This is a genomic window from Streptomyces sp. T12 (genome assembly GCF_028736035.1).
GTDB lineage: Bacteria > Actinomycetota > Actinomycetes > Streptomycetales > Streptomycetaceae > Streptomyces.
The window spans coordinates 3,521,984-3,539,573 of the sequence record NZ_CP117866.1 but is presented as its reverse complement, the minus strand read 5'-3'; the positions used below and the strand labels follow the sequence as shown (position 1 = coordinate 3,539,573).

Sequence of the window (17,590 nt, the reverse complement as noted above, 5' to 3'; positions counted from 1 at the left end):
CGCCGTACGTGGGCGAGGCCGGCGCCCTCGGTGTGTTCTCTGCAGGAATGTCTGGGTTCGCTGGTTTCGCCAGGTCCGTCAGGTGTTCTCGGGCAGGCGGCGCTCACGCCGGGTGCGGCGCGGTCAGATACCGCTGCACCGTGGGCGCCAGCCATGCCACGACCTCCTCGGGGGCCAGCGCCACGGCGGGCGGGAACCGTAGGACATAGCGCGTGAGCGCCAGCCCGAGCAGTTGCGACGACGCCAGTGCGGCCCGCGCCGAGGCCTGCTCGGGGTCGGGGCACACCCGGCGGGCGAGGGGCAGCAACTGCTCCCCGAAGATGCCCCGCATGCGCTCGGCCCCGGCCTGATTGGTCGCGCCGACCCGGAGCAGGGCCGTGAGGACCTCGTTCTCCTCCCACATGGCCAGGAAGTGCGTCACGAGCGCCCGGCCGACCTCGTCCCGGGGGAGCGACGCCGGGTCCGGCAGCTTCAGATCTATGGCGACGGCCGCCGCGAACAGACCCTCCTTGTTGCCGAAGTAGCGCATCACCATCGACGGATCGATGTTCGCGTCCTTGGCGATGGCGCGAATGGTGGCGCGCTCGTAACCGTCGGCCGCGAAGCGCTCGCGGGCCGCGTCGAGGATCGCCGTGCGGGTGGCCTCGGAACGGCGTGCTGGGGTGGGGGGCTTGCTCTGGGGCATGTCAACAAGCGTAGGCCAACATTCGTGGGCCAACAAGCGTTGACGTCCTCGCCGGGGCGGTTCTATGGTTGCCAACAAGCGTTGACCAACAGGCGTTGACCTACGAGCGTTGGCCAGCAACTGTTGGCCCACAGGCGTTGGCACCAGGAGGCCACCATGACCACCATGAACGGCACCAGCACCAGCACCACCCACCCCGTGCTCGTCGTCGGCTCCGGCCCGACCGGGCTCCTCCTGGCCGGTGACCTCGCCGCCGCCGGCGTCCCCGTCGCCCTCGTCGAGAAGCGCCCTCACAAGATCAGCAACCTCTCCCGCGCCTTCGGCGTGCACGCCCGCACCCTGGAACAGCTCGACGCCCGCGGCCTCGCCGACCAGTTGCTCGCCACCGGCAGCACCATCACCGAGTTGCGCCTGTTCCGCCGCCTCTCCCTCGATCTCGGCACGCTGCCGTCCCGCTTCCCGTTCCTGCTCATCACCCCGCAGTACGAGGTCGAGCGGCTGCTGGAGCGGCGGGCGCGTGAGCTCGGTGTCGAGTTCCTCTTCGAGAGCGAGGTCGTGGGGCTGCGGCAGGACGACAGCGGGGTCGACCTCGACGTGCGCGGCCCGGACGGGGCGGTCGTCACGCGCCGCGCCGCCTACGTCGTCGGCGCGGACGGCCACCGCAGCGCCGTACGCCAGGCCGTGGGCCTGCCCTTCCCCGGCGTCTCCGTCATCAAGTCCCTGTTCCTCGCGGACGTGCGGCTCGCCGAGCGGCCCGAGAGCGTGCTCACCGTCAACGGCGCCGGTGACGCCTTCGCGATGATCGCCTCCTTCGGCGACGGCTGGTACCGCGTCATGGGCTGGAACCGCCACCACGAGGTCCCCGACGACGCCCCGCTCGACCTCGACGAGGTCAAGGAGGTCACCCGCCGCGCCCTGGGCACCGACTACGGCATGCATGACGCGCGCTGGCTCTCCCGCTTCCACAGCGACGAGCGACAGGCGCCGCAGTACCGGGTCGGACGGGTCTTCCTCGCCGGCGACGCCGCGCACGTCCACTCGCCGGCCGGCGGCCAGGGCATGAACACCGGCCTCCAGGACGCGGCCAACCTCGGCTGGAAGCTCGCCGCGGTCGTCAAGGGGCGGTTGCCCGAGGGGCTCCTGGAGACCTACCAGGCCGAGCGCCACCCGGTCGGCAAGGCCGTGCTCCGCAGCAGCGGTGGGCTGGTCCGGCTGGCGAGGGCGCAGAACCCGGCGTTGCGCGCCGTACGCGCCCTCGTCTCCGTCGTCGTCAACGCGGCCCGGCCCGCCCGGGCGAAGGCGCTGGCCCAGATCTCGGGCATCGGCTACCGGTACCCCGCCCCGCGCGCCTCCCACCGTCTGGTCGGCACCCGCGTCCCGGACGTGGCTCTGGAGAGCGGCCGCCTTTACGAGGCCCTGCGTGGCGGTCGGTTCGTCCTGATCGTCCCGGAGGCCTACGGGAGTCAGGGCGCCCGTAAGGGCCGGCTGGCGGTGGAACGCTGGGCGGGCGACCGCCGTACGGCCGTGCTGGTGCGGCCCGACGGATACGTGGCGTGGGCGGCGGATTCCGCGGACACGCGGGCGATCGAGGAGGCGCTCGCCGTCCACGTGGGGTGAGGGAAGCCCCTCCTGACCGGGGTCGGCCCCTTCCTGTCGGAGGCCGGATCCCCCTACCGCGGTTCGGGCGCCCCTGCGAGCAACTCCCGCAACAGGTCGGCCAGCTGGTCGGCCTGTTCGTCGTCGAGGGTGGACAGGGCCTCCGTCTGGACGGCCAAGCCGGCGCCGACCGCCTGGTCGATGATGTCCAACCCCTTCTCGGTGAGCGTGACTTGCAGGCCGCGGCGGTCGTGCGGGTCGGGGGAGCGGCGCAGCAGGCCGGCCCGTTCCAGCTTGTCGAGCCGGCCGGTCATGCCTCCGGTGGTGAGCATCAGCGTCGCCGAGAGCTGGCGGGGCGAGAGGGTGTAGGGCTCACCGGAGCGGCGCAGGGTCGCCAGGACGTCGAACTCGCCGCGCGAGATGCCGTAAGGCGCGTACGCCTTCTCCATGCGGTCGCCCAGTGTGCGCGAGAGGCGGTAGATCCGCCCGAAGACCTCCATCGCCTTGGTGTCGAGGTCGGGCCGCACGGCCGCCCACTGGTCGATGATCGCGTCGACGGGGTCCCTGCGCTGGGGGCGTTCGCTCATATGTCGAGTATCGGCGGTCTGATGCTGGCCTGCAAGAAAGTAGCTTGACGGAAAGTGGCTTGACGCTAAGCTGCTTCCTGCTGACCTACTTTGCGCTGACCTACTTCGAAGGGTGCGTTCCATGGCCGCCAACCGCGTCGGCGGTGTCTCTCCCGCCCTGATACTCCTCACCGCCCTCGCGCCCATCTCCTGGGGCACGACCTACGCGGTCACCACCGAGCTCCTGCCGGCCGACCGCCCCCTGTTCACCGGCCTGATGCGCGCCCTCCCCGCCGGCCTGCTGCTGGTCGCCCTGGCTCGCGTGCTGCCGCGCGGCGCCTGGTGGTGGAAGTCGGCGGTGCTGGGGGCGCTGAACATCGGTGCCTTCTTCCCTCTCCTCTTCCTCTCCGCGTACCGGCTGCCCGGCGGTATGGCGGCGGTTGTCGGTTCGGTCGGCCCGCTGTTCGTCGTGGGTCTCTCGGCGCTGCTCCTCGGGCAGCGGCCGACGGTGCGGAACGTGCTCACCGGGGTCGTGGCGGCGTTCGGCGTCAGCCTGGTGGTGCTGAAGGCGGCCGGGGCGCTCGATCTCGTCGGCCTGCTGGCGGCCCTGGCCTCCACGGCGTCCATGTCCACCGGCACCGTCCTGACCAAGCGGTGGGGGCGCCCCGAGGGTGTCGGCCCGCTCGCCCTCACCGGCTGGCAGTTGACGGCCGGCGGCCTGCTCATCGCGCCCCTCGCCCTCCTGGTCGAGGGTGCCCCGCCCGCGCTCGACGGCCGGGCGGTCGGCGGCTACCTCTATCTGGCGCTGGCGAACACGGCGGTCGCGTACTGGCTGTGGTTCCGCGGCATCGGCCGCCTCAGCGCCACGCAGGTCACCTTCCTCGGCCCGCTGTCCCCGTTGACCGCCGCCGTGGTCGGCTGGGCGGCGCTGGGGCAGGCGCTGGCCCCGCTCCAACTGGCGGGCATGGTGCTCGCGTTCGGGGCGACGGTCGTGGGGCAGATCGGGGTGGGCGGAACGGTCGCGGGATCGTTCAGTGGCAGATCGTTCAGTGGCGGATCATTCAGTTCTGCTGAAAAGAAGCGTCAAAAAGATTCGATGGACGTGACAAATCCGACGCTGCAACGGTAGATCGAGCCCGATCACCGACCAGCGAAAGGATCTCCGTGACCGTCGTCCTCCCCAGGACCGCCACCTCCACCCCCACCACCGCCTCCCTTCTCAGCGCACCCGTCCTCGGCATCGCCCTCGCCGCCCTCGCCACGGTCGTCTGGTCGGGCAGCTTCGTCACCTCCCGTGCGTTGCACGACAGCGTGCCGCCGGTGCAGCAGGCGTTCTGGAGGTGGCTGGTGGCGCTGGCCGCGGTGGCTCCCTTCGGTGCCCGGCAGGCCTGGCGGCAGCGGAAGGTGATCCGTCGTCACCTCGGGTTCGTGCTCCTCGCCTCTCTCCTCGGCGTCACCACCTACAACACCCTCGTCAACCAGGCCGGGTTGACCACGACCGCCGCCAACATGGGCATGATCATGGCCGCTTCGCCGGTCCTGATGGCCGTGTTCGAAGGGGTCGCGGGGGTCCGGCTGGGCGCGCGCCGGGTGGCGGGGCTGCTGACGGCCTGTGCGGGCGTCGTGCTGCTGATCGGGGGTGGCGCGGGCGGGGCCGGGTTCGCGGCAGGGGACCTGTGGATGGTGGCCGCGGCCTGCTGCTTCGCGTCGTACAGCGGTCTGTTGCGGCGCAAGCCGGCCGAACTGGGCGGGGTGGCCTTCCTGTTCACCACGTTCCTGCTGGGCGCGGTCCTGCTGGCGCCCGCACAGGGGGTCAGCCTGGCGCTGCAGGGCGGCTTCGAGCCGACGCCCGGGACCGTCCTGCCGATCCTTTACGTGGGAGTCGTCTCCTCCGCCGTCGCGTTCTTCGCCTGGAACAGGGCGATCGCACTGGTCGGCCCGAGCCGCGCCGGGGTCGTCTACTACCTCCAGCCGGTGTGCGTGTCCCTGCTGTCCTGGGCGGTGCTCGGCGAGGCGACAGGCTGGACGCAGGTGCTGTGCATGGCGCTGATCCTCGGCGGGGTCGTCCTGGGGGCCGGGTCGAGTCGGTGACGTAGGTTGCCGCCATGGTCGAGTGGGACATCCGGAAGCTGCAGATCCTGCGGACGCTCAGGGAGCGGGGGACCGTGACGGCAACGGCCGAAGCGCTGCGGATGACGCCGTCGGCCGTGTCGCAGCAGCTGACGAATCTCGCCAAGCAGCTCGGGGTGCCGCTGCTGGAGGCACAGGGGCGGCGGGTGCGGCTGACGGACGCGGCGCGGCTGGTGCTGCGGCACGCCGAGGCCGTGTTCGAGCAACTGGAGCGGGCGGACGCCGAGTTGGCGGCCTACGTGCACGGCGAGGTGGGGGAGGTGCGGGTGGGGGCCTTCTCGACGGCGGTGCCCGCGTTGGTCGTACCGGCCGTGCGGGCCCTGCGGGAGGCGCATCCCGGGGTGGTCGTACGGGTACGGGAGGCGGAGGCCGGGGAGGCGTACGAGCTGCTGGCCGCCGGGGACGTCGACCTCGCGCTGTCCCTCGCCGCGCAGGCCCCGACGGCCGCCGACCCCCGTTTCACCCGCGTCCCGCTGCTCGCCGACCCCCTCGACATCGCGCTGCCCCGCGACCACCCGCTCGCCGACGCGGACGGGCTGCGGCTCGCCGATCTCGCGGGGGAGCCGTGGATCTTCGGCGGGAGCGGGCCCTGGTCGGACATCACCCGCGGGGCCTGCGAGGCGGCCGGGTTCAGCCCTGTCCAGGGGCACTCGGCGGCCGGCTGGACGGCGATCCTGGCGATGGTGGAGGCCGGGATGGGGGTCGCGCTGGTGCCGCGCACGGCGGCGGTGCGCAGGGAGGGCGGCGTGGTGATGCGGGAGCTGACCGCGGACCGGCCTCGGCGGCACGTGGTGGCGGCGGTGCGGAAGGGGGCCGAGGAAGGGGCGGCGGTGGGCAGGGTGCTGGATGCCCTGCGGGCGGTCGCGTCCGGACTCGCCGACGGGCCGTCGCGCTGACGCGCACGGCGGCGGGCCCGGACGCCGTTGCCCTCGAGGACACGCGGCCCGTACCGCGCCGCGGTCGCCTCCGCCCCCAGCCTCGACGTGCAGGTGCCGACCTGCCCCGAGTGGACGCTGTTCGATCTGGTGCAGCATCTGGGCGAGGGGCGCCGCTCCTGGGCCGCCACCGTCGCCGCGGGGCCTACCGCCTCGGCCAAGTCCGCGCCGGAGGGCCCGGCTGTGCCTCGGGAGCGCGAGGCCCTGCTGGAGTGGTTGGCCGCATCGACTCAGCAGCTGTTGGACGCGCTGCGGAAGGCCGGCCCGGATCGAGGTTGCTGGACGTGGTGGGGTGCGTCGCAGTCGCCGCAGACCTGCGGTGCCGCCGCCCGACACCAGCTGCAGGAGATCGCGACGCACACCTACGACGCCCAGCTCACCGTGGGTGCCGCGCAGCCGCTGCCGGACGAGGTGCCACTCGACGGTGTCGAAGAGTTCCTGTTCACCTGCTGCGCGACGACGAGCGCCTGGCCGCACCAGCCCGCTGCCGTCGACTTCCACGCCACCGAGGGCCGCTCCTGGCGCCTCTCACTCTCCGCCGACGGCGCACGGGCCACCCGTCTCCCCACGCCCGACACTCTGCCCGGCACTGCTGCCGACGGGGGCCCGGACGCGGCCGCCGCCTCCGCCCGGGGAGAACCCACCCCCCGCCTACGAGTTGAAGTAGTGCCCCTCCTCCAGGTCCTCGATCAGCCCCGGCCCCGTCGGCTCCCAGCTCAGCCACTTCCGGGTCAGGGCGTTCGACGCCGGTACGTCGAGGGCGGTGACGTGGCCGAGCCAGCCGAAGTGGGTGGACGCCTCGCCGGGGGAGATGCCGGTGACCGGCAGGTCCAGGTGGCGGCCGATGACGGCGGCGATGTCGCGGAACGGTATGCCCTCGTCGCCGACGGCGTGCAGCCGCGAGCCTGCCGGTGCCGCCTCCACAGCGAGCCGTACCAGGCGGGCCGCGTCCGAACGGTGCACGGCGGGCCAGCGGTTGGAGCCGTCACCGACGTGGGCCGAGAACCCCTTGGCGCGGGCGATGGAGATCAGCTGCGGGACGAAGCCGTGGTCGCCCCGGCCGTGCACGGACGGCGCGAACCGGACGGACGACGAGCGGACCCCGCGCTCGGCCAGCGCCATGGCCGTGTGCTCCGACCACGCCCGGAGCGCTCCGAACGACTCCGGGGGAACCGTGTCCTCCTCTGTCCCGACCCTCCCCTGCTCAAGTCCCGCCGTCCCCATGGACAGCACGAAGGGCTTGCCCGACCCCTCCAGCGCCGCCCCGATCGCCTCGACGGCGCGCAGGTCGGCCGCGCACGAGGCGGCGAAGTCCGAGAAGTCGTGGATGAAAGCCAGATGGGCGACCCCGTCGGCCGCGGCCGCCCCCTCGGCCAGGCTGTCGGGGTCGTCCAGGTCCCCGCGGTGCACCTCGGCCCCGGCGGCCGTCAGCGCCGCGGCACCGGTGTCCGAGCGGGCCAGGCCCACGACTTGGTGCCCGGCGTCCAGGAGTTCGCGGACGACGGCGGAACCGATGAAACCGGTGGCGCCCGTGACGAATACGCGCATGGTGCAGCCCTTCGAATGAGGACGAGTGGGTGTGCCTCCATCGTCCGAAGGGGGCGCCGCCCGCGTCCAAAGCCTGTTTCGGATGAGGCAATGCACTTCAGGCATCAGCCCAGGTAGTCGAAGGAATTTGCGGGCAGCCGAAGGTAGGTGACGTACGCTCACCCCATGGCCGCCGCCTCAGCCCCAGCCCCCGACCCGGACCTCGACCTCCGCCTGGTCCGGTACTTCGTCGCCGTCGCCGAGCACCGCCACTTCGGCCGTGCCGCCGAGGCCGTGCACATCACCCAGCCGTCGCTGAGCCGGCAGATCGCCCGCCTCGAACGCCAAGTGGGCGCCCGCCTGTTGGACCGCACCCCGCAGGGTGCCCGGCTCAGCGAGGCGGGCGAGGTGTTCCTGCCCCGCGCGAAGGCGCTGCTGCGTTCCGCCGCCCAGGCCGTGGCGCAGGCGCGGGCCGCTGCCGAGCCCAGCCGGATCACCGTCGGCTTCACCACGGGAATCATCGTCACCCCGGCGGTGCGCGAGCTGCGCCGCCTGCACCCGGAGGCCGACGTACGATCCGTGCACCTGGGCTGGGACGAGGCGCACGAGGCACTGCACGCCCATCGGGTGGACGCGCTGGTGGCCCGACTGCCCTTCCCCACCGACCAGTTGGACGTGATCGTCCTCTACGACGAGCCCCGGGTCCTGGTCGTCCCCCTCGACCACCGCCTCGCCGGCAAGGAGTCCGTCACCGTCGACGACATCGCCGGCGAACCCCTGCCGCGGGTGGCCGGCGCCGATCCGGCCTGGGACGCCTTTTGGCGGATCGACCCCCGGCCGGACGGCAGCCCGGCGCCCGACGGTCCCCTCATCGCGGCCCTGGAGGACAAGTTCGAGGTCGTCGCCGACGGACAGGCCCTGGTCATCGCGGCCGGCGCCCGCGGCCACACCCTCCGCCCCGACCTCACCACCGTCCCGCTGCACGGCGTCGAGCCCAGCCATGTCGCCCTGGCCACCCGCGCCGGTGACCGCAACCGTCTCGTGGCGGCCTTCCGCAAATGCGCCCGGACCCACCTGATCCGCCCGGCGGGCTGACCGCACGCGAAGGGGCGCCCGGTGCAGCACCGGGCGCCCCGATCGGCGTATGTACGACTGCTACTCGACTGCTACTCGACTGCTACTCGGCTACTGCTCGGCCGCCGCGTCCGCCGCCTGCGCCTTCAGCGCCCGCTCGACACCCGCCCGGGACTCCGAGACCAGGCGTCGCAGGGCCGCGTTCGGCTCGGCCGACTCCAGCCAGGTGTCCGTCTTGCTCAGGGTCTCCTCGGAGACCTGCAGCGACGGGTACAGGCCGACCGCGATCTGCTGGGCGATCTCGTGCGAGCGGGCGTCCCAGATGTCCTTGACCACCTCGAAGAACTTGTCCGCGTAGGAGGCCAGGAGTTCGCGCTGGTCGGTCTGGACGAAGCCGGCGATGACCGCTTCCTGGAGGGCGTTCGGGAGCTTGTCGGAGTCGATGACCGACGACCAGGCCTCGGCCTTGGCCTCGGGGGTCGGGCGGGCGGCGCGGGCCGTGGCGGCGTGGCGCTCACCGGCCGCCGTCTTGTCCCGCTCGTACTCGCCCGCGATCTCCGTCTCGTCGAAGCGGCCCACCGCCGCCAGGCGCTCCACGAACGCCCAGCGCAGCTCCGTGTCGACGGCCAGGCCCTCGATCGACTGGGAGCCGTCCAGCAGGGCCTCCAGCAGGTCCAGCTGCTCCGGCGTGCGGGCCGTCGCCGCGAACGCCCGCGCCCAGGCCAGCTGGTGGTCGCCGCCCGGCTCCGCCGCGCGCAGATGGGCCAGCGTGGCGTCCGTCCAGCGGGTCAGCAGGGCCTCGCGGGCCGCCGGGTCGGCGTACAGCTCGATCGCCAGCTTCACCTGGCGCTGCAGCGACTGCACGACACCGATGTCGGACTCCTTGCCGATGCCCGACAGGACCAGGGAGAGGTAGTCGCGGGTGGCGAGCTCCGCGTCGCGCGTCATGTCCCAGGACGACGCCCAGCACAGCGCCCGGGGCAGCGAGGCCTCGAAGTCGCCGAGGTGCTCGGTGACGAAGGCCAGCGACTCCTCGTCCAGGCGGACCTTGGCGTACGACAGGTCGTCGTCGTTGAGGAGGACCACGTCCGGGCGGCGGGTGCCCGCCAGCTGCGGTACGGCGGTCACTTCGCCGTCCACGTCCAGCTCGATGCGCTCGTCGCGCAGCAGCTTGCCCGTCGCCTCGTCGAGGTTGTACAGGCCGACCGCGATGCGGTGCGGGCGCAGGGTGGGCTCGCCCTTCGCGCCCGTCGGCAGCGCGGGGGCCTCCTGGCGGATCGCGAAGGAGGTGATCACGCCATCGGCGTCCGTCTCGATCCGGGGGCGCAGGATGTTGATGCCCGCCGTCTCCAGCCACTGCTTCGACCAGGTCTTCAGGTCGCGGCCGGAGGTCTCCTCCAGGGCGCCCAGCAGGTCGGACAGGCGCGTGTTGCCGAAGGCGTGACGCTTGAAGTACGCCTGGACACCCTGGAAGAACTCGTCCATGCCGACGTAGGCGACGAGTTGCTTGAGGACGGAGGCGCCCTTGGCGTAGGTGATGCCGTCGAAGTTGACGAGCACATCGTCCAGATCGCGGATCTCGGCCATGATCGGGTGCGTCGACGGCAGCTGGTCCTGGCGGTACGCCCACGTCTTCATCTGGTTGGCGAACGTGGTCCACGAGTGCGGCCAGCGCGACTCGGGCGCGTACGCCAGGCAGGCGATGGACGTGTACGTGGCGAACGACTCGTTCAGCCACAGGTCGTTCCACCACTCCATGGTGACCAGGTCGCCGAACCACATGTGGGCCAGCTCGTGCAGGATGGTCTCCGCGCGCGTCTCGTACGCCGCGTTCGTCACCTTGGACCGGAAGACGTACTGGTCGCGGATGGTCACCGCGCCCGCGTTCTCCATCGCGCCCGCGTTGAACTCCGGTACGAACAGCTGGTCGTACTTCTTGAACGGGTACGCGTAGTCGAACTTCTCCTGGAACCAGTCGAAGCCCTGCCGGGTCACCTCGAAGATCGCGTCCGAGTCGAGGTACTCGGCGAGCGAGGGACGGCAGTAGATGCCGAGCGGGACGGACTGGCCGTCCTTCTCGTAGACGCTGTGCACGGAGTGGTACGGGCCGACGATGAGCGCCGTGATGTACGTCGAGATGCGCGGCGTCGGCTCGAAGGACCAGACGCTGTCCTTGGGCTCCGGGGTGGGCGAGCTGGAGATCACCGTCCAGCCCTCCGGGGCCTTCACGGTGAACTGGAAGGTGGCCTTCAGGTCGGGCTGCTCGAAGGACGCGAAGACGCGGCGGGCGTCCGGGACCTCGAACTGGGTGTAGAGGTAGGCCTGCTGGTCGACGGGGTCGACGAAGCGGTGCAGGCCCTCGCCCGTGTTGGTGTACGCGCAGTCGGCGACGACCCGAAGGACGTTGCGGCCCTGAAGCAGGCCCGGCAGCGCGATCCGGGAGTCCTTGAAGACCTCGGCCGCGTCCAGCGGGTCGCCGTTGAGGGTCACCTCGTGGACGGTCGGGGCCACGAGGTCGATGAAGGAGTCGGCGCCGTTTTCGGCGACGTCGAAGCGCACCGTGGTCACGGACCGGTAGGTGCCGCCCTCCTGCGCGCCGGAGAGGTCGAGATCGATCTCGTACGAGTCAACGGTGAGCAGCTTCGCCCGCTGCTGTGCCTCTTCGCGAGTCAGGTTTGTGCCAGGCACGCGGTCATCTCCTCGATATGTGTGGGTTGCGCCATCCTTCCACGGGACCTGCACGGAGCGCGATGTCCGTTTACCGCCGGTGGGCGGGGCGGACGCGCGTGAGGCTGGGGACATGACGACCTACTTCGCATGCCCTCTCTCCCCGACGGCCCTGAAGGGGTTGCGCTCTGCTGACGATGCGGGGCGCCGAATGGTTCCCGTGACCGACGAGGAGGGCGGGTCGCCCCTGCGCTGCTGTCTGCGCCACAGCGCGCCCGGCGAGCGGACCGCCCTCGTCTCGTACGCTCCCCTGCGCCGCTGGGCGGCCGAGAACGGCGCCGATCCCGGGGCGTACGACGAGCAGGGGCCCGTCTTCATCCACGCGGAGGAGTGCGCGGGACCGGACGGGGACGCCCTGCCCTTCACGAACGCCCACCGCACGGTGCGCCGCTACTCGGCCGAGGGGCACATCCTCGGCGGACAGCTGGTCGCGGACGCGAACGGGGTCGCCGGGGCCCTCCAGAACGCGTTCGACGACCCGGCCGTGGCGCTCGTCCACGTCCGGGCCGTCGAGTACGGCTGCTTCCTCTACGAGGTGCGCAGGGCTTAGCCCTTCAGCTCCGCCGCCACCAGCTCCGCGATCTGCACCGCGTTCAGCGCGGCGCCCTTGCGGAGGTTGTCGTTGGAGAGGAAGAGGGCGAGGCCGTGCTCGACCGTCTCGTCGGTGCGGATGCGGCCGACGTACGACGGGTCCTGGCCGGCCGCCTGGAGCGGGGTCGGGACGTCGGTGAGGGCCACGCCGGGGGCGCCGGCGAGCAGCTCCTTGGCGCGCTCGACGCTGATCGGGCGGGCGAAGCGGGCGTTGACCTGGAGGGAGTGGCCGGAGAAGACCGGGACGCGCACGCAGGTGCCGGAGACCTTCAGCCCGGGGATCTCCAGGATCTTGCGGGACTCGTGGCGGAGCTTCTGCTCCTCGTCGGTCTCGTTCAGGCCGTCGTCGACGATCGAGCCGGCCATCGGCAGGACGTTGTACGCGATCGGGGCCACGTACTTGTGCGGCTCGGGGAACTCCGCCGCCGAGCCGTCGTGGGTCAGCTTGGGCGCGTCGTCGCCGACCTTCTTGACCTGCTCGAACAGCTCGTCCACGCCGGCCAGACCGGAGCCGGAGACGGCCTGGTAGGTGGCGACGACGAGGGCTTCCAGGCCCGCCTCGGCGTGCAGCGGCTTCAGTACCGGCATCGCGGCCATCGTCGTGCAGTTCGGGTTGGCGATGATGCCCTTGGGGCGGTCGGCGATCGCGTGCGGGTTCACCTCGGAGACGACCAGCGGGACCTCGGGGTCGCGGCGCCAGGCGGAGGAGTTGTCGATCACCACGGCGCCCTGGGCGGCGACCTTCGGCGCCAGGGCCTTCGAGGTCGAGCCGCCCGCCGAGAACAGGACGATGTCCAGGCCGGAGTAGTCGGCCGTGGTCGCGTCCTCCACCGTCACGCCGTCCAGGACCGTCCCCGCCGAGCGGGCCGAGGCGAACAGGCGCAGCTCGGTGACCGGGAAGTCGCGCTCCTTGAGGATCCTGCGCATGACCGTGCCGACCTGACCGGTGGCTCCGACGATTCCGACCCTCACGGCGTCTCCCTTACGTGTTCTTGAATGTCTGCGGCCTTTCCATCATGCGGCCGACCCGGGTCCGCCTGTCCAATTCTTTGCGTTCCATGCCCGAGGACCGGGACACCCCGACCCGTCCGGCGGTACTGGAACTCCCGTGCACACCCACACTGAGCTGCAGAAATTCGCCCAACGAGGCCTTCGTTCCGCAAGCTGTGCTGCGCCCGCGCGGCGGTGTGACGTACGCCTCGCAGAAACTCCCGGCGACCCGGGCGAACGTTTCCGTGCGCTGCGGCGTCGTAGGAGAAACGCGGTGAGGGGGGTGGCTTGTGCTGCGCAGAAAGACCCGCCGTGCCCAGGAGGACGATCACACAGATCCTCTGGACGCGGCCCAGGAGCGTCGGGTGCGGGCGGTGCTCGCGCTGGGCGGGGTGCCGCAGGCGGACCTGCTGGACGGGGTACAGCAGGTCCGCCTGCGACTGCTGGAGCGGGCCGCGAGCGGTCGGGAGGCGCCGCGGGACGTCTCGGCGTGGGCGGCGGTCGTCGCCTCCAACCTCGCCATGGACTGGCACCGGGCCAAGAAGCGCCAGGAGCGGCTCGGGGAGCGGCTCGCCTCCCTGCGCCAGCTCGAACACCCCTCCGGCGAGGACACCAGCCTGCTCTCCCTCGCCGTCGCCCGGGGCCTGGACGACCTGCCCGACGCCCAGCGTCAGGTCCTCGTCCTGCGCTTCTACGGCGACCTGCCGGTGCGCGACATCGCCGAGGAGCTCGGCATCCCGGAGGGCACGGTCAAGAGCAGGCTGCACACGGCGGTACGGGCCCTGCGCGCCCGCCTGCACGAGGACGAGGTGGTGTGACGTGACCGCCGAGAACGAAAGCCGTAACGGTCGCGACGGCAACGACGGCTACGAGGGCCGTGCCCGCGCCGACGCGCTGATGGCCGCGATCACCGGCGAACCGCTGCCGGACGAGGTGCGCGAGGACGCCGCCTTCATGGCCGAGCACCGGTCGGCCGCCGCCGATGTGGCGCTGCTGCGGGAGCAACTGGGACTCATCGGTCAGGCCCTCGCCGAACCGCCCCAGGCCCAGGCCCAGGCCCAGGCCCAGGCCCAGGCCCCCGAGCCCGTTCCCTCACGACGCCCTTCCCGCGCCCGGCGGCGTGCGTTCACCCTGGCCTTCGGCACCCTCGCGGTGGCCGCCGTCGCCTCCGTGGTGGCCGGCCTGGGCTGGCTGGTGTCGCAGAACGGGGACGCCGGCCTTGCCTCGGGCGGCAGCGCCGACCAGTCGAGCTCCAAGGAGGCCGCCACCGACGTCATGAGCCCTCTCTACCTCGCCTGCGCCCGCCTGGTCGCCGAAGGAGACGTCACCGCCGTGGAGCCGCTGCCCGGAACGGCGCAGGAGCGGATCACGCTGCGGGTGACCCGCTTCTACCACCCGAAGGAGAGCAAGGACGACGAGGTGACCTTCCTGATGGAGGAGGACATCGCCCACAAGGGCGAACACATCCTGGTCGGCATCCCGCGGCATGCCGCGGCAGCGGACGTCTGGGCCGTCGGTGAGAAGGACATCGCCCTCGAACGGGCCTGGATCACCGACGCGCTGTCCGAGGCGGGCGAGGTCACCTGCGAATGACGAAGGGCGGGCGCCCGTACGGACGCCCGCCCCAACTGCCCTGTCACACCTACGGAGTGACCTTCTCACTCTTCACGTCATCCACGCCCGCGACCGTGCCGCTCAGTCCCACACCCAGCCGTCCGGCCCATTGCTCTGGGGAGTGGGCACGTGATCGCTTCCGTGGGACGGACCTTTCTCATCGTCTGTCTGCAGGGCCACCATCGAATAACCGGTTTCCGGTGTGCCGCTGACAAAAAGGGAAATGAACGGAATGGTCACTGCCGTCATGATGCCGACAATTCTGACGGACACCGCCGCGTGATTTCTCATTTCCCCACCCGTTTTCTGTGCCGATTTGGTCTGTGCGGAGCCGGTGCGTACGGGGTCGGTATCCATCGCGCTTTCCCGCTCCGGAAGAAATCATCGACCCCTTCGGGTGCCTCTGTCAGTACTTCGCTCTGGCCCACGGAGGACATGACACTCACATGCCAGTCATCCCCGCAGCTCACCAGCCGGGCGGGTATCCGTACTCCTCGGTGGCCCCCACGGTGAGGAAGAGATCCCCCTCGCAGCGCACCAGGGACCATCCACGTAGCCGCTCCTCGTCCAGCCACGAGAGACACGCGGCATGGGCCAGGGACTCCGCCTCGCGGAGATCCCGGGCCTCCGTGAAGATCATGGCGGTGAGGCCCGGGCCGCTTTGTCGGAGGGTGACGTGTGCGACGGCCGGTGGTGAGGCCCTCAGTAAGTGCCCTGCGAAGGAGGGATCGGGTGGATCGGTGGCGGTGGCTACGGCGCGGGGCGCCAGAACGGCCTTGACGGCGAACACAGTTCGATCCTGACGCTCGTCGAGCGCATCCGCGCTCCTCCGGCAATGGCAGGAGGCTGCCATTGCCGGGTCCGGCCACTGCGTCCGATCCCGCAGGGCGGCTACAGCCAGCCTCGCCGGGCGGCCTCGGCCCCCGCTTGGAACCGGCTCTGGGCGTCGAGACGTTCTAGCAGGGCCGCCATGTGCCGGCGCACGGTTCGCAGCGACACGCCCATCTTGCGGGCGATGCCCTCGTCGGTCAGCCCGGCGCCGAGCATCTTGAGCAGTGCGCGCTCGCGGTCGCTGGGCGCGTCGTCCTGGTCGCCTTCCGAGCGTGCGCCGAGCGGTGCGGCATGCTCCCAGACCATCTCGAAGAGCTCTCCCAGGGCCTTGACCAGGCTGGGGTAGCGAACGAGGTAGGCGCCCTGTCTGCTGTCGTCGACATCGATCGGGATGATGCCTGCGGTGTCGTCGCAAAGGATCATGCGCATCGGCAGCACCGGCACCGTGCGTGTCGCGCCGCCCAGGGAAGTCAGCCAGGTCGCGTAGTCGACGGTCGCCGGATCGTTGCGGACGCTTTCCAGGAAGACGGTGCGGATGCGTACGCCCCGTGCCAGGTTCTGCTCGTCCAGCGGGCGGCCCGCGGCCAGCGCGGCGGGACTCAGTGCGCCGCCCGGAACGAAGGTGCGCACCTCGGACTCGGCCCGCTGGGACAGCTCCATCAGCCGCACCCGCACGGAGTCCACGCCGACCAGTCGCTCCGTGTCCCCGCTGCCGCGGCCGGTCGTCAGCGCCGTGTACTCCGCGGCCAGATCGGCGATGGCCGCCCGCTCCCGGGAGAGATGGGCACGCCGGGCGTCCAGTTCCGCCTCCAGGCGCCGCAGCGCGGGTGTCAGTGCGACCTCCGGGTTGACCGGGATGAACCCGCCACCGCTGTCGGCGCGCTCATGAAGCAGGGAGCGGTCCGTCAACTGGTCAAGGGCGCAGCGGACCTCGTCCTCGGACAGCCGGGTGTTCTGTGCGATGTCCGCCAGCCCCCACTCGGGATGCTGAAGCAGCGCTCGGTAAACGGCTTGGACTTCGGCGCTCAGACTTGCCGTCACGGACACCTGTCCCCCTGATGTAACTCTAAGTAATGCTGTGGTCAGGTCGAAGTGTAAGGCGAAAGCTGTGCAAGGAAAAGCGCTTTCGTGCGGCAGACATCCTTCGATGCAGTGAATTGGGCGATTCGCCCCGCCGGTTGGCCGCCGCGTGCCAAGGCCGCTGGCTGCCACCCGGAAACTCTCGGGAACGCCGCGACGGCGTTCTAGATTCGTTGCAGTCGAACGGCGGCCGGGAAATTCCGGAGCGCATTACCCACCACATTTCAGGAGTGGCTTCACCATGCTCGTTTCACGCACTCTTCGCAGCAGCTTCGTCAAGTCGGCGATGGTCCTGAGCGCCGTGGCCGCGCTTTCCGCCACGGTTCCGGCAGCCCATGCCGCCGAAACTCCGGACCCGGCCGTGGTGGCCGCGCTTCAGCGTATTCAGAACGGAACGTGGACCAACGCGGACGCCGAACTGATCGCCGGCATTCCGGAGTTGGCCGCCACGACGCCGGACCCGCGCGTCGAGCCCAAGACGACGGTGGAGGAGATCGAGTACGTCATCCTTCCCGACGGCACCATGGAATCCACCGCCACCACAGGGCTCTCCGACTCGGACGCGGCCGCGGCGGAGACCAGCGACGGACTCAAGAGACTGCTGAGCGCCGACCGGGGGGACTCTTCCGTGGGTGACGTCGTGGAGGTGCCCGAGGAGACCGCGGCGTCCGGCGCTTCGGCCGCCTCGGTGCGAGCGGCCGCGGGCCGGTGGAAGTGGACCCACGTCACCGTCACGAACTACAGCTACATGGGAGACGTGATCTACAAGTACCACCACAAGGCGCGCTTCAAGTACGACGGATCCAAGGTCACGGCCTGGGGCGAGCGGTCCGACTACACCTCGAACGAGCAGGACGTCGTGCAGGTGGGCGGGCGGGAGCGCAACGAGAAGAGCAGGGTTCCGGCCGCGTCGGCCTCCTCGCTCATGAAGCGGCGCATCGATCTGTGTGCGCCCGTCTATGGTTGCTACGCCACCAACTACCCCTGGTCGAGGATCAAGGTGAAGGGGACTGGCGGCACGTCCTTCACCAGCTCGAACAAGTAAGGAAGACGCCTGGTGGTCAAGCTTCTTCTGAAGGTTCTCGCGACTGTCGCGGTGTTCGCCGGCCTGTTGGTCCTGCTCGGCAGCAGGTTCGGGACCATTGAGATCACCGCGTGGACACTTCTGCTGGTCGTCGCGGTCGCCGTCGTGGTCAAACGACACAGGTCCGCGGGATGACGGAAGCGGGGCCGGTGCTCTGGCG

Annotated in this window: 18 protein-coding genes and 1 pseudogene; 11 read left to right on the top strand and 8 right to left on the bottom strand. The window is 71.1% G+C overall.

Annotated elements, in window-relative coordinates:
- Positions 1-103 precede the first annotated feature (103 nt).
- Positions 104-685, bottom strand: a complete 582-nt coding sequence (locus tag PBV52_RS15750) for a TetR family transcriptional regulator (protein ID WP_274238992.1) — start codon at positions 683-685, stop codon at positions 104-106.
- Between the two features lie 165 nt (positions 686-850).
- On the opposite strand from PBV52_RS15750, the gene PBV52_RS15745 reads away from it, so the two are divergent.
- Positions 851-2,302, top strand: coding sequence for an FAD-dependent monooxygenase (locus PBV52_RS15745; protein WP_274249404.1), 1,452 nt, complete (start codon positions 851-853; stop codon positions 2,300-2,302).
- A gap of 53 nt (positions 2,303-2,355) precedes the next feature.
- Here the strand turns inward: PBV52_RS15745 and PBV52_RS15740 are convergent, their stop codons facing one another.
- Positions 2,356-2,868, bottom strand: coding sequence for a MarR family winged helix-turn-helix transcriptional regulator (locus PBV52_RS15740; protein WP_274238991.1), 513 nt, complete (start codon positions 2,866-2,868; stop codon positions 2,356-2,358).
- A 121-nt stretch (positions 2,869-2,989) separates the two neighbouring features.
- Between PBV52_RS15740 and PBV52_RS15735 the strand changes: the two genes are divergently transcribed.
- From PBV52_RS15735 to PBV52_RS15720, 4 genes and pseudogenes are all read left to right on the top strand, one after another.
- On the top strand, positions 2,990-3,976 hold the full coding sequence (locus tag PBV52_RS15735; RefSeq protein WP_274238990.1) for an EamA family transporter: 987 nt from the start codon (positions 2,990-2,992) through the stop codon (positions 3,974-3,976).
- Positions 3,977-4,011: 35 nt separating this feature from the next.
- Positions 4,012-4,938, top strand: a complete 927-nt coding sequence (locus tag PBV52_RS15730) for a DMT family transporter (RefSeq protein ID WP_373921872.1) — start codon at positions 4,012-4,014, stop codon at positions 4,936-4,938.
- A gap of 14 nt (positions 4,939-4,952) precedes the next feature.
- Complete coding sequence (locus tag PBV52_RS15725; protein ID WP_274238989.1) at positions 4,953-5,873, top strand: LysR family transcriptional regulator; 921 nt, start codon at positions 4,953-4,955, stop codon at positions 5,871-5,873.
- Positions 5,874-5,900: 27 nt separating this feature from the next.
- A pseudogene (locus PBV52_RS15720) lies at positions 5,901-6,548 on the top strand (maleylpyruvate isomerase N-terminal domain-containing protein); the annotation flags it as partial.
- Between the two features lie 15 nt (positions 6,549-6,563).
- Here PBV52_RS15720 and PBV52_RS15715 read toward each other — a convergent pair.
- On the bottom strand, positions 6,564-7,460 hold the full coding sequence (locus tag PBV52_RS15715; RefSeq protein ID WP_274238988.1) for an SDR family oxidoreductase: 897 nt from the start codon (positions 7,458-7,460) through the stop codon (positions 6,564-6,566).
- A 165-nt stretch (positions 7,461-7,625) separates the two neighbouring features.
- Here PBV52_RS15715 and PBV52_RS15710 point away from each other — a divergent pair, with 165 nt between their 5' ends.
- The gene (locus PBV52_RS15710) at positions 7,626-8,534 is read left to right on the top strand and encodes a LysR family transcriptional regulator (protein ID WP_274238987.1); all 909 of its coding nucleotides are present in this window, start codon (positions 7,626-7,628) and stop codon (positions 8,532-8,534) included.
- Between the two features lie 90 nt (positions 8,535-8,624).
- Here PBV52_RS15710 and pepN read toward each other — a convergent pair whose 3' ends face one another.
- Positions 8,625-11,201 carry an aminopeptidase N gene (gene pepN, locus PBV52_RS15705; protein ID WP_274238986.1) on the bottom strand — a complete coding sequence of 859 codons (2,577 nt, stop codon included), beginning with the start codon at positions 11,199-11,201 and terminating at the stop codon, positions 8,625-8,627.
- Between the two features lie 112 nt (positions 11,202-11,313).
- Here pepN and PBV52_RS15700 point away from each other — a divergent pair, with 112 nt between their 5' ends.
- Positions 11,314-11,790, top strand: coding sequence for a DUF1203 domain-containing protein (locus PBV52_RS15700; RefSeq protein WP_274238985.1), 477 nt, complete (start codon positions 11,314-11,316; stop codon positions 11,788-11,790).
- On the opposite strand, the gene PBV52_RS15695 is transcribed toward PBV52_RS15700, so the two are convergent.
- Complete coding sequence (locus PBV52_RS15695; protein WP_274238984.1) at positions 11,787-12,803, bottom strand: aspartate-semialdehyde dehydrogenase; 1,017 nt, start codon at positions 12,801-12,803, stop codon at positions 11,787-11,789. The genes PBV52_RS15700 and PBV52_RS15695 overlap by 4 nt on opposite strands.
- 308 nt (positions 12,804-13,111) lie before the next feature.
- Between PBV52_RS15695 and PBV52_RS15690 the strand changes: the two genes are divergently transcribed.
- Both PBV52_RS15690 and PBV52_RS15685 read left to right on the top strand, forming a co-directional pair.
- Positions 13,112-13,639, top strand: a complete 528-nt coding sequence (locus tag PBV52_RS15690; RefSeq protein ID WP_274238983.1) for an RNA polymerase sigma factor — start codon at positions 13,112-13,114, stop codon at positions 13,637-13,639.
- Position 13,640: 1 nt separating this feature from the next.
- Positions 13,641-14,414: a hypothetical protein gene (locus PBV52_RS15685; RefSeq protein ID WP_274238982.1), complete on the top strand. Its 774-nt coding sequence runs from the start codon at positions 13,641-13,643 to the stop codon at positions 14,412-14,414.
- 102 nt (positions 14,415-14,516) lie between these two features.
- Here PBV52_RS15685 and PBV52_RS15680 read toward each other — a convergent pair whose 3' ends face one another.
- The 3 genes from PBV52_RS15680 to PBV52_RS15670 all read right to left on the bottom strand — a co-directional run bounded on the left by PBV52_RS15680 (position 14,517) and on the right by PBV52_RS15670 (position 16,307).
- Positions 14,517-14,792, bottom strand: a complete 276-nt coding sequence (locus tag PBV52_RS15680; RefSeq protein ID WP_274238981.1) for a hypothetical protein — start codon at positions 14,790-14,792, stop codon at positions 14,517-14,519.
- A 109-nt stretch (positions 14,793-14,901) separates the two neighbouring features.
- A complete protein-coding gene (locus tag PBV52_RS15675) occupies positions 14,902-15,075 on the bottom strand; it encodes a hypothetical protein (protein WP_274238980.1) in 174 nt (57 codons plus the stop codon).
- Positions 15,076-15,326: 251 nt separating this feature from the next.
- Complete coding sequence (locus PBV52_RS15670; RefSeq protein ID WP_274238979.1) at positions 15,327-16,307, bottom strand: helix-turn-helix transcriptional regulator; 981 nt, start codon at positions 16,305-16,307, stop codon at positions 15,327-15,329.
- Between the two features lie 280 nt (positions 16,308-16,587).
- Here PBV52_RS15670 and PBV52_RS15665 point away from each other — a divergent pair, with 280 nt between their 5' ends.
- Together PBV52_RS15665 and PBV52_RS15660 are read left to right on the top strand one after the other, a co-directional pair.
- Positions 16,588-17,391, top strand: a complete 804-nt coding sequence (locus tag PBV52_RS15665) for a hypothetical protein (protein ID WP_274238978.1) — start codon at positions 16,588-16,590, stop codon at positions 17,389-17,391.
- A gap of 12 nt (positions 17,392-17,403) precedes the next feature.
- Positions 17,404-17,565, top strand: a complete 162-nt coding sequence (locus tag PBV52_RS15660; protein WP_274238977.1) for a hypothetical protein — start codon at positions 17,404-17,406, stop codon at positions 17,563-17,565.
- Positions 17,566-17,590 lie beyond the last annotated feature (25 nt).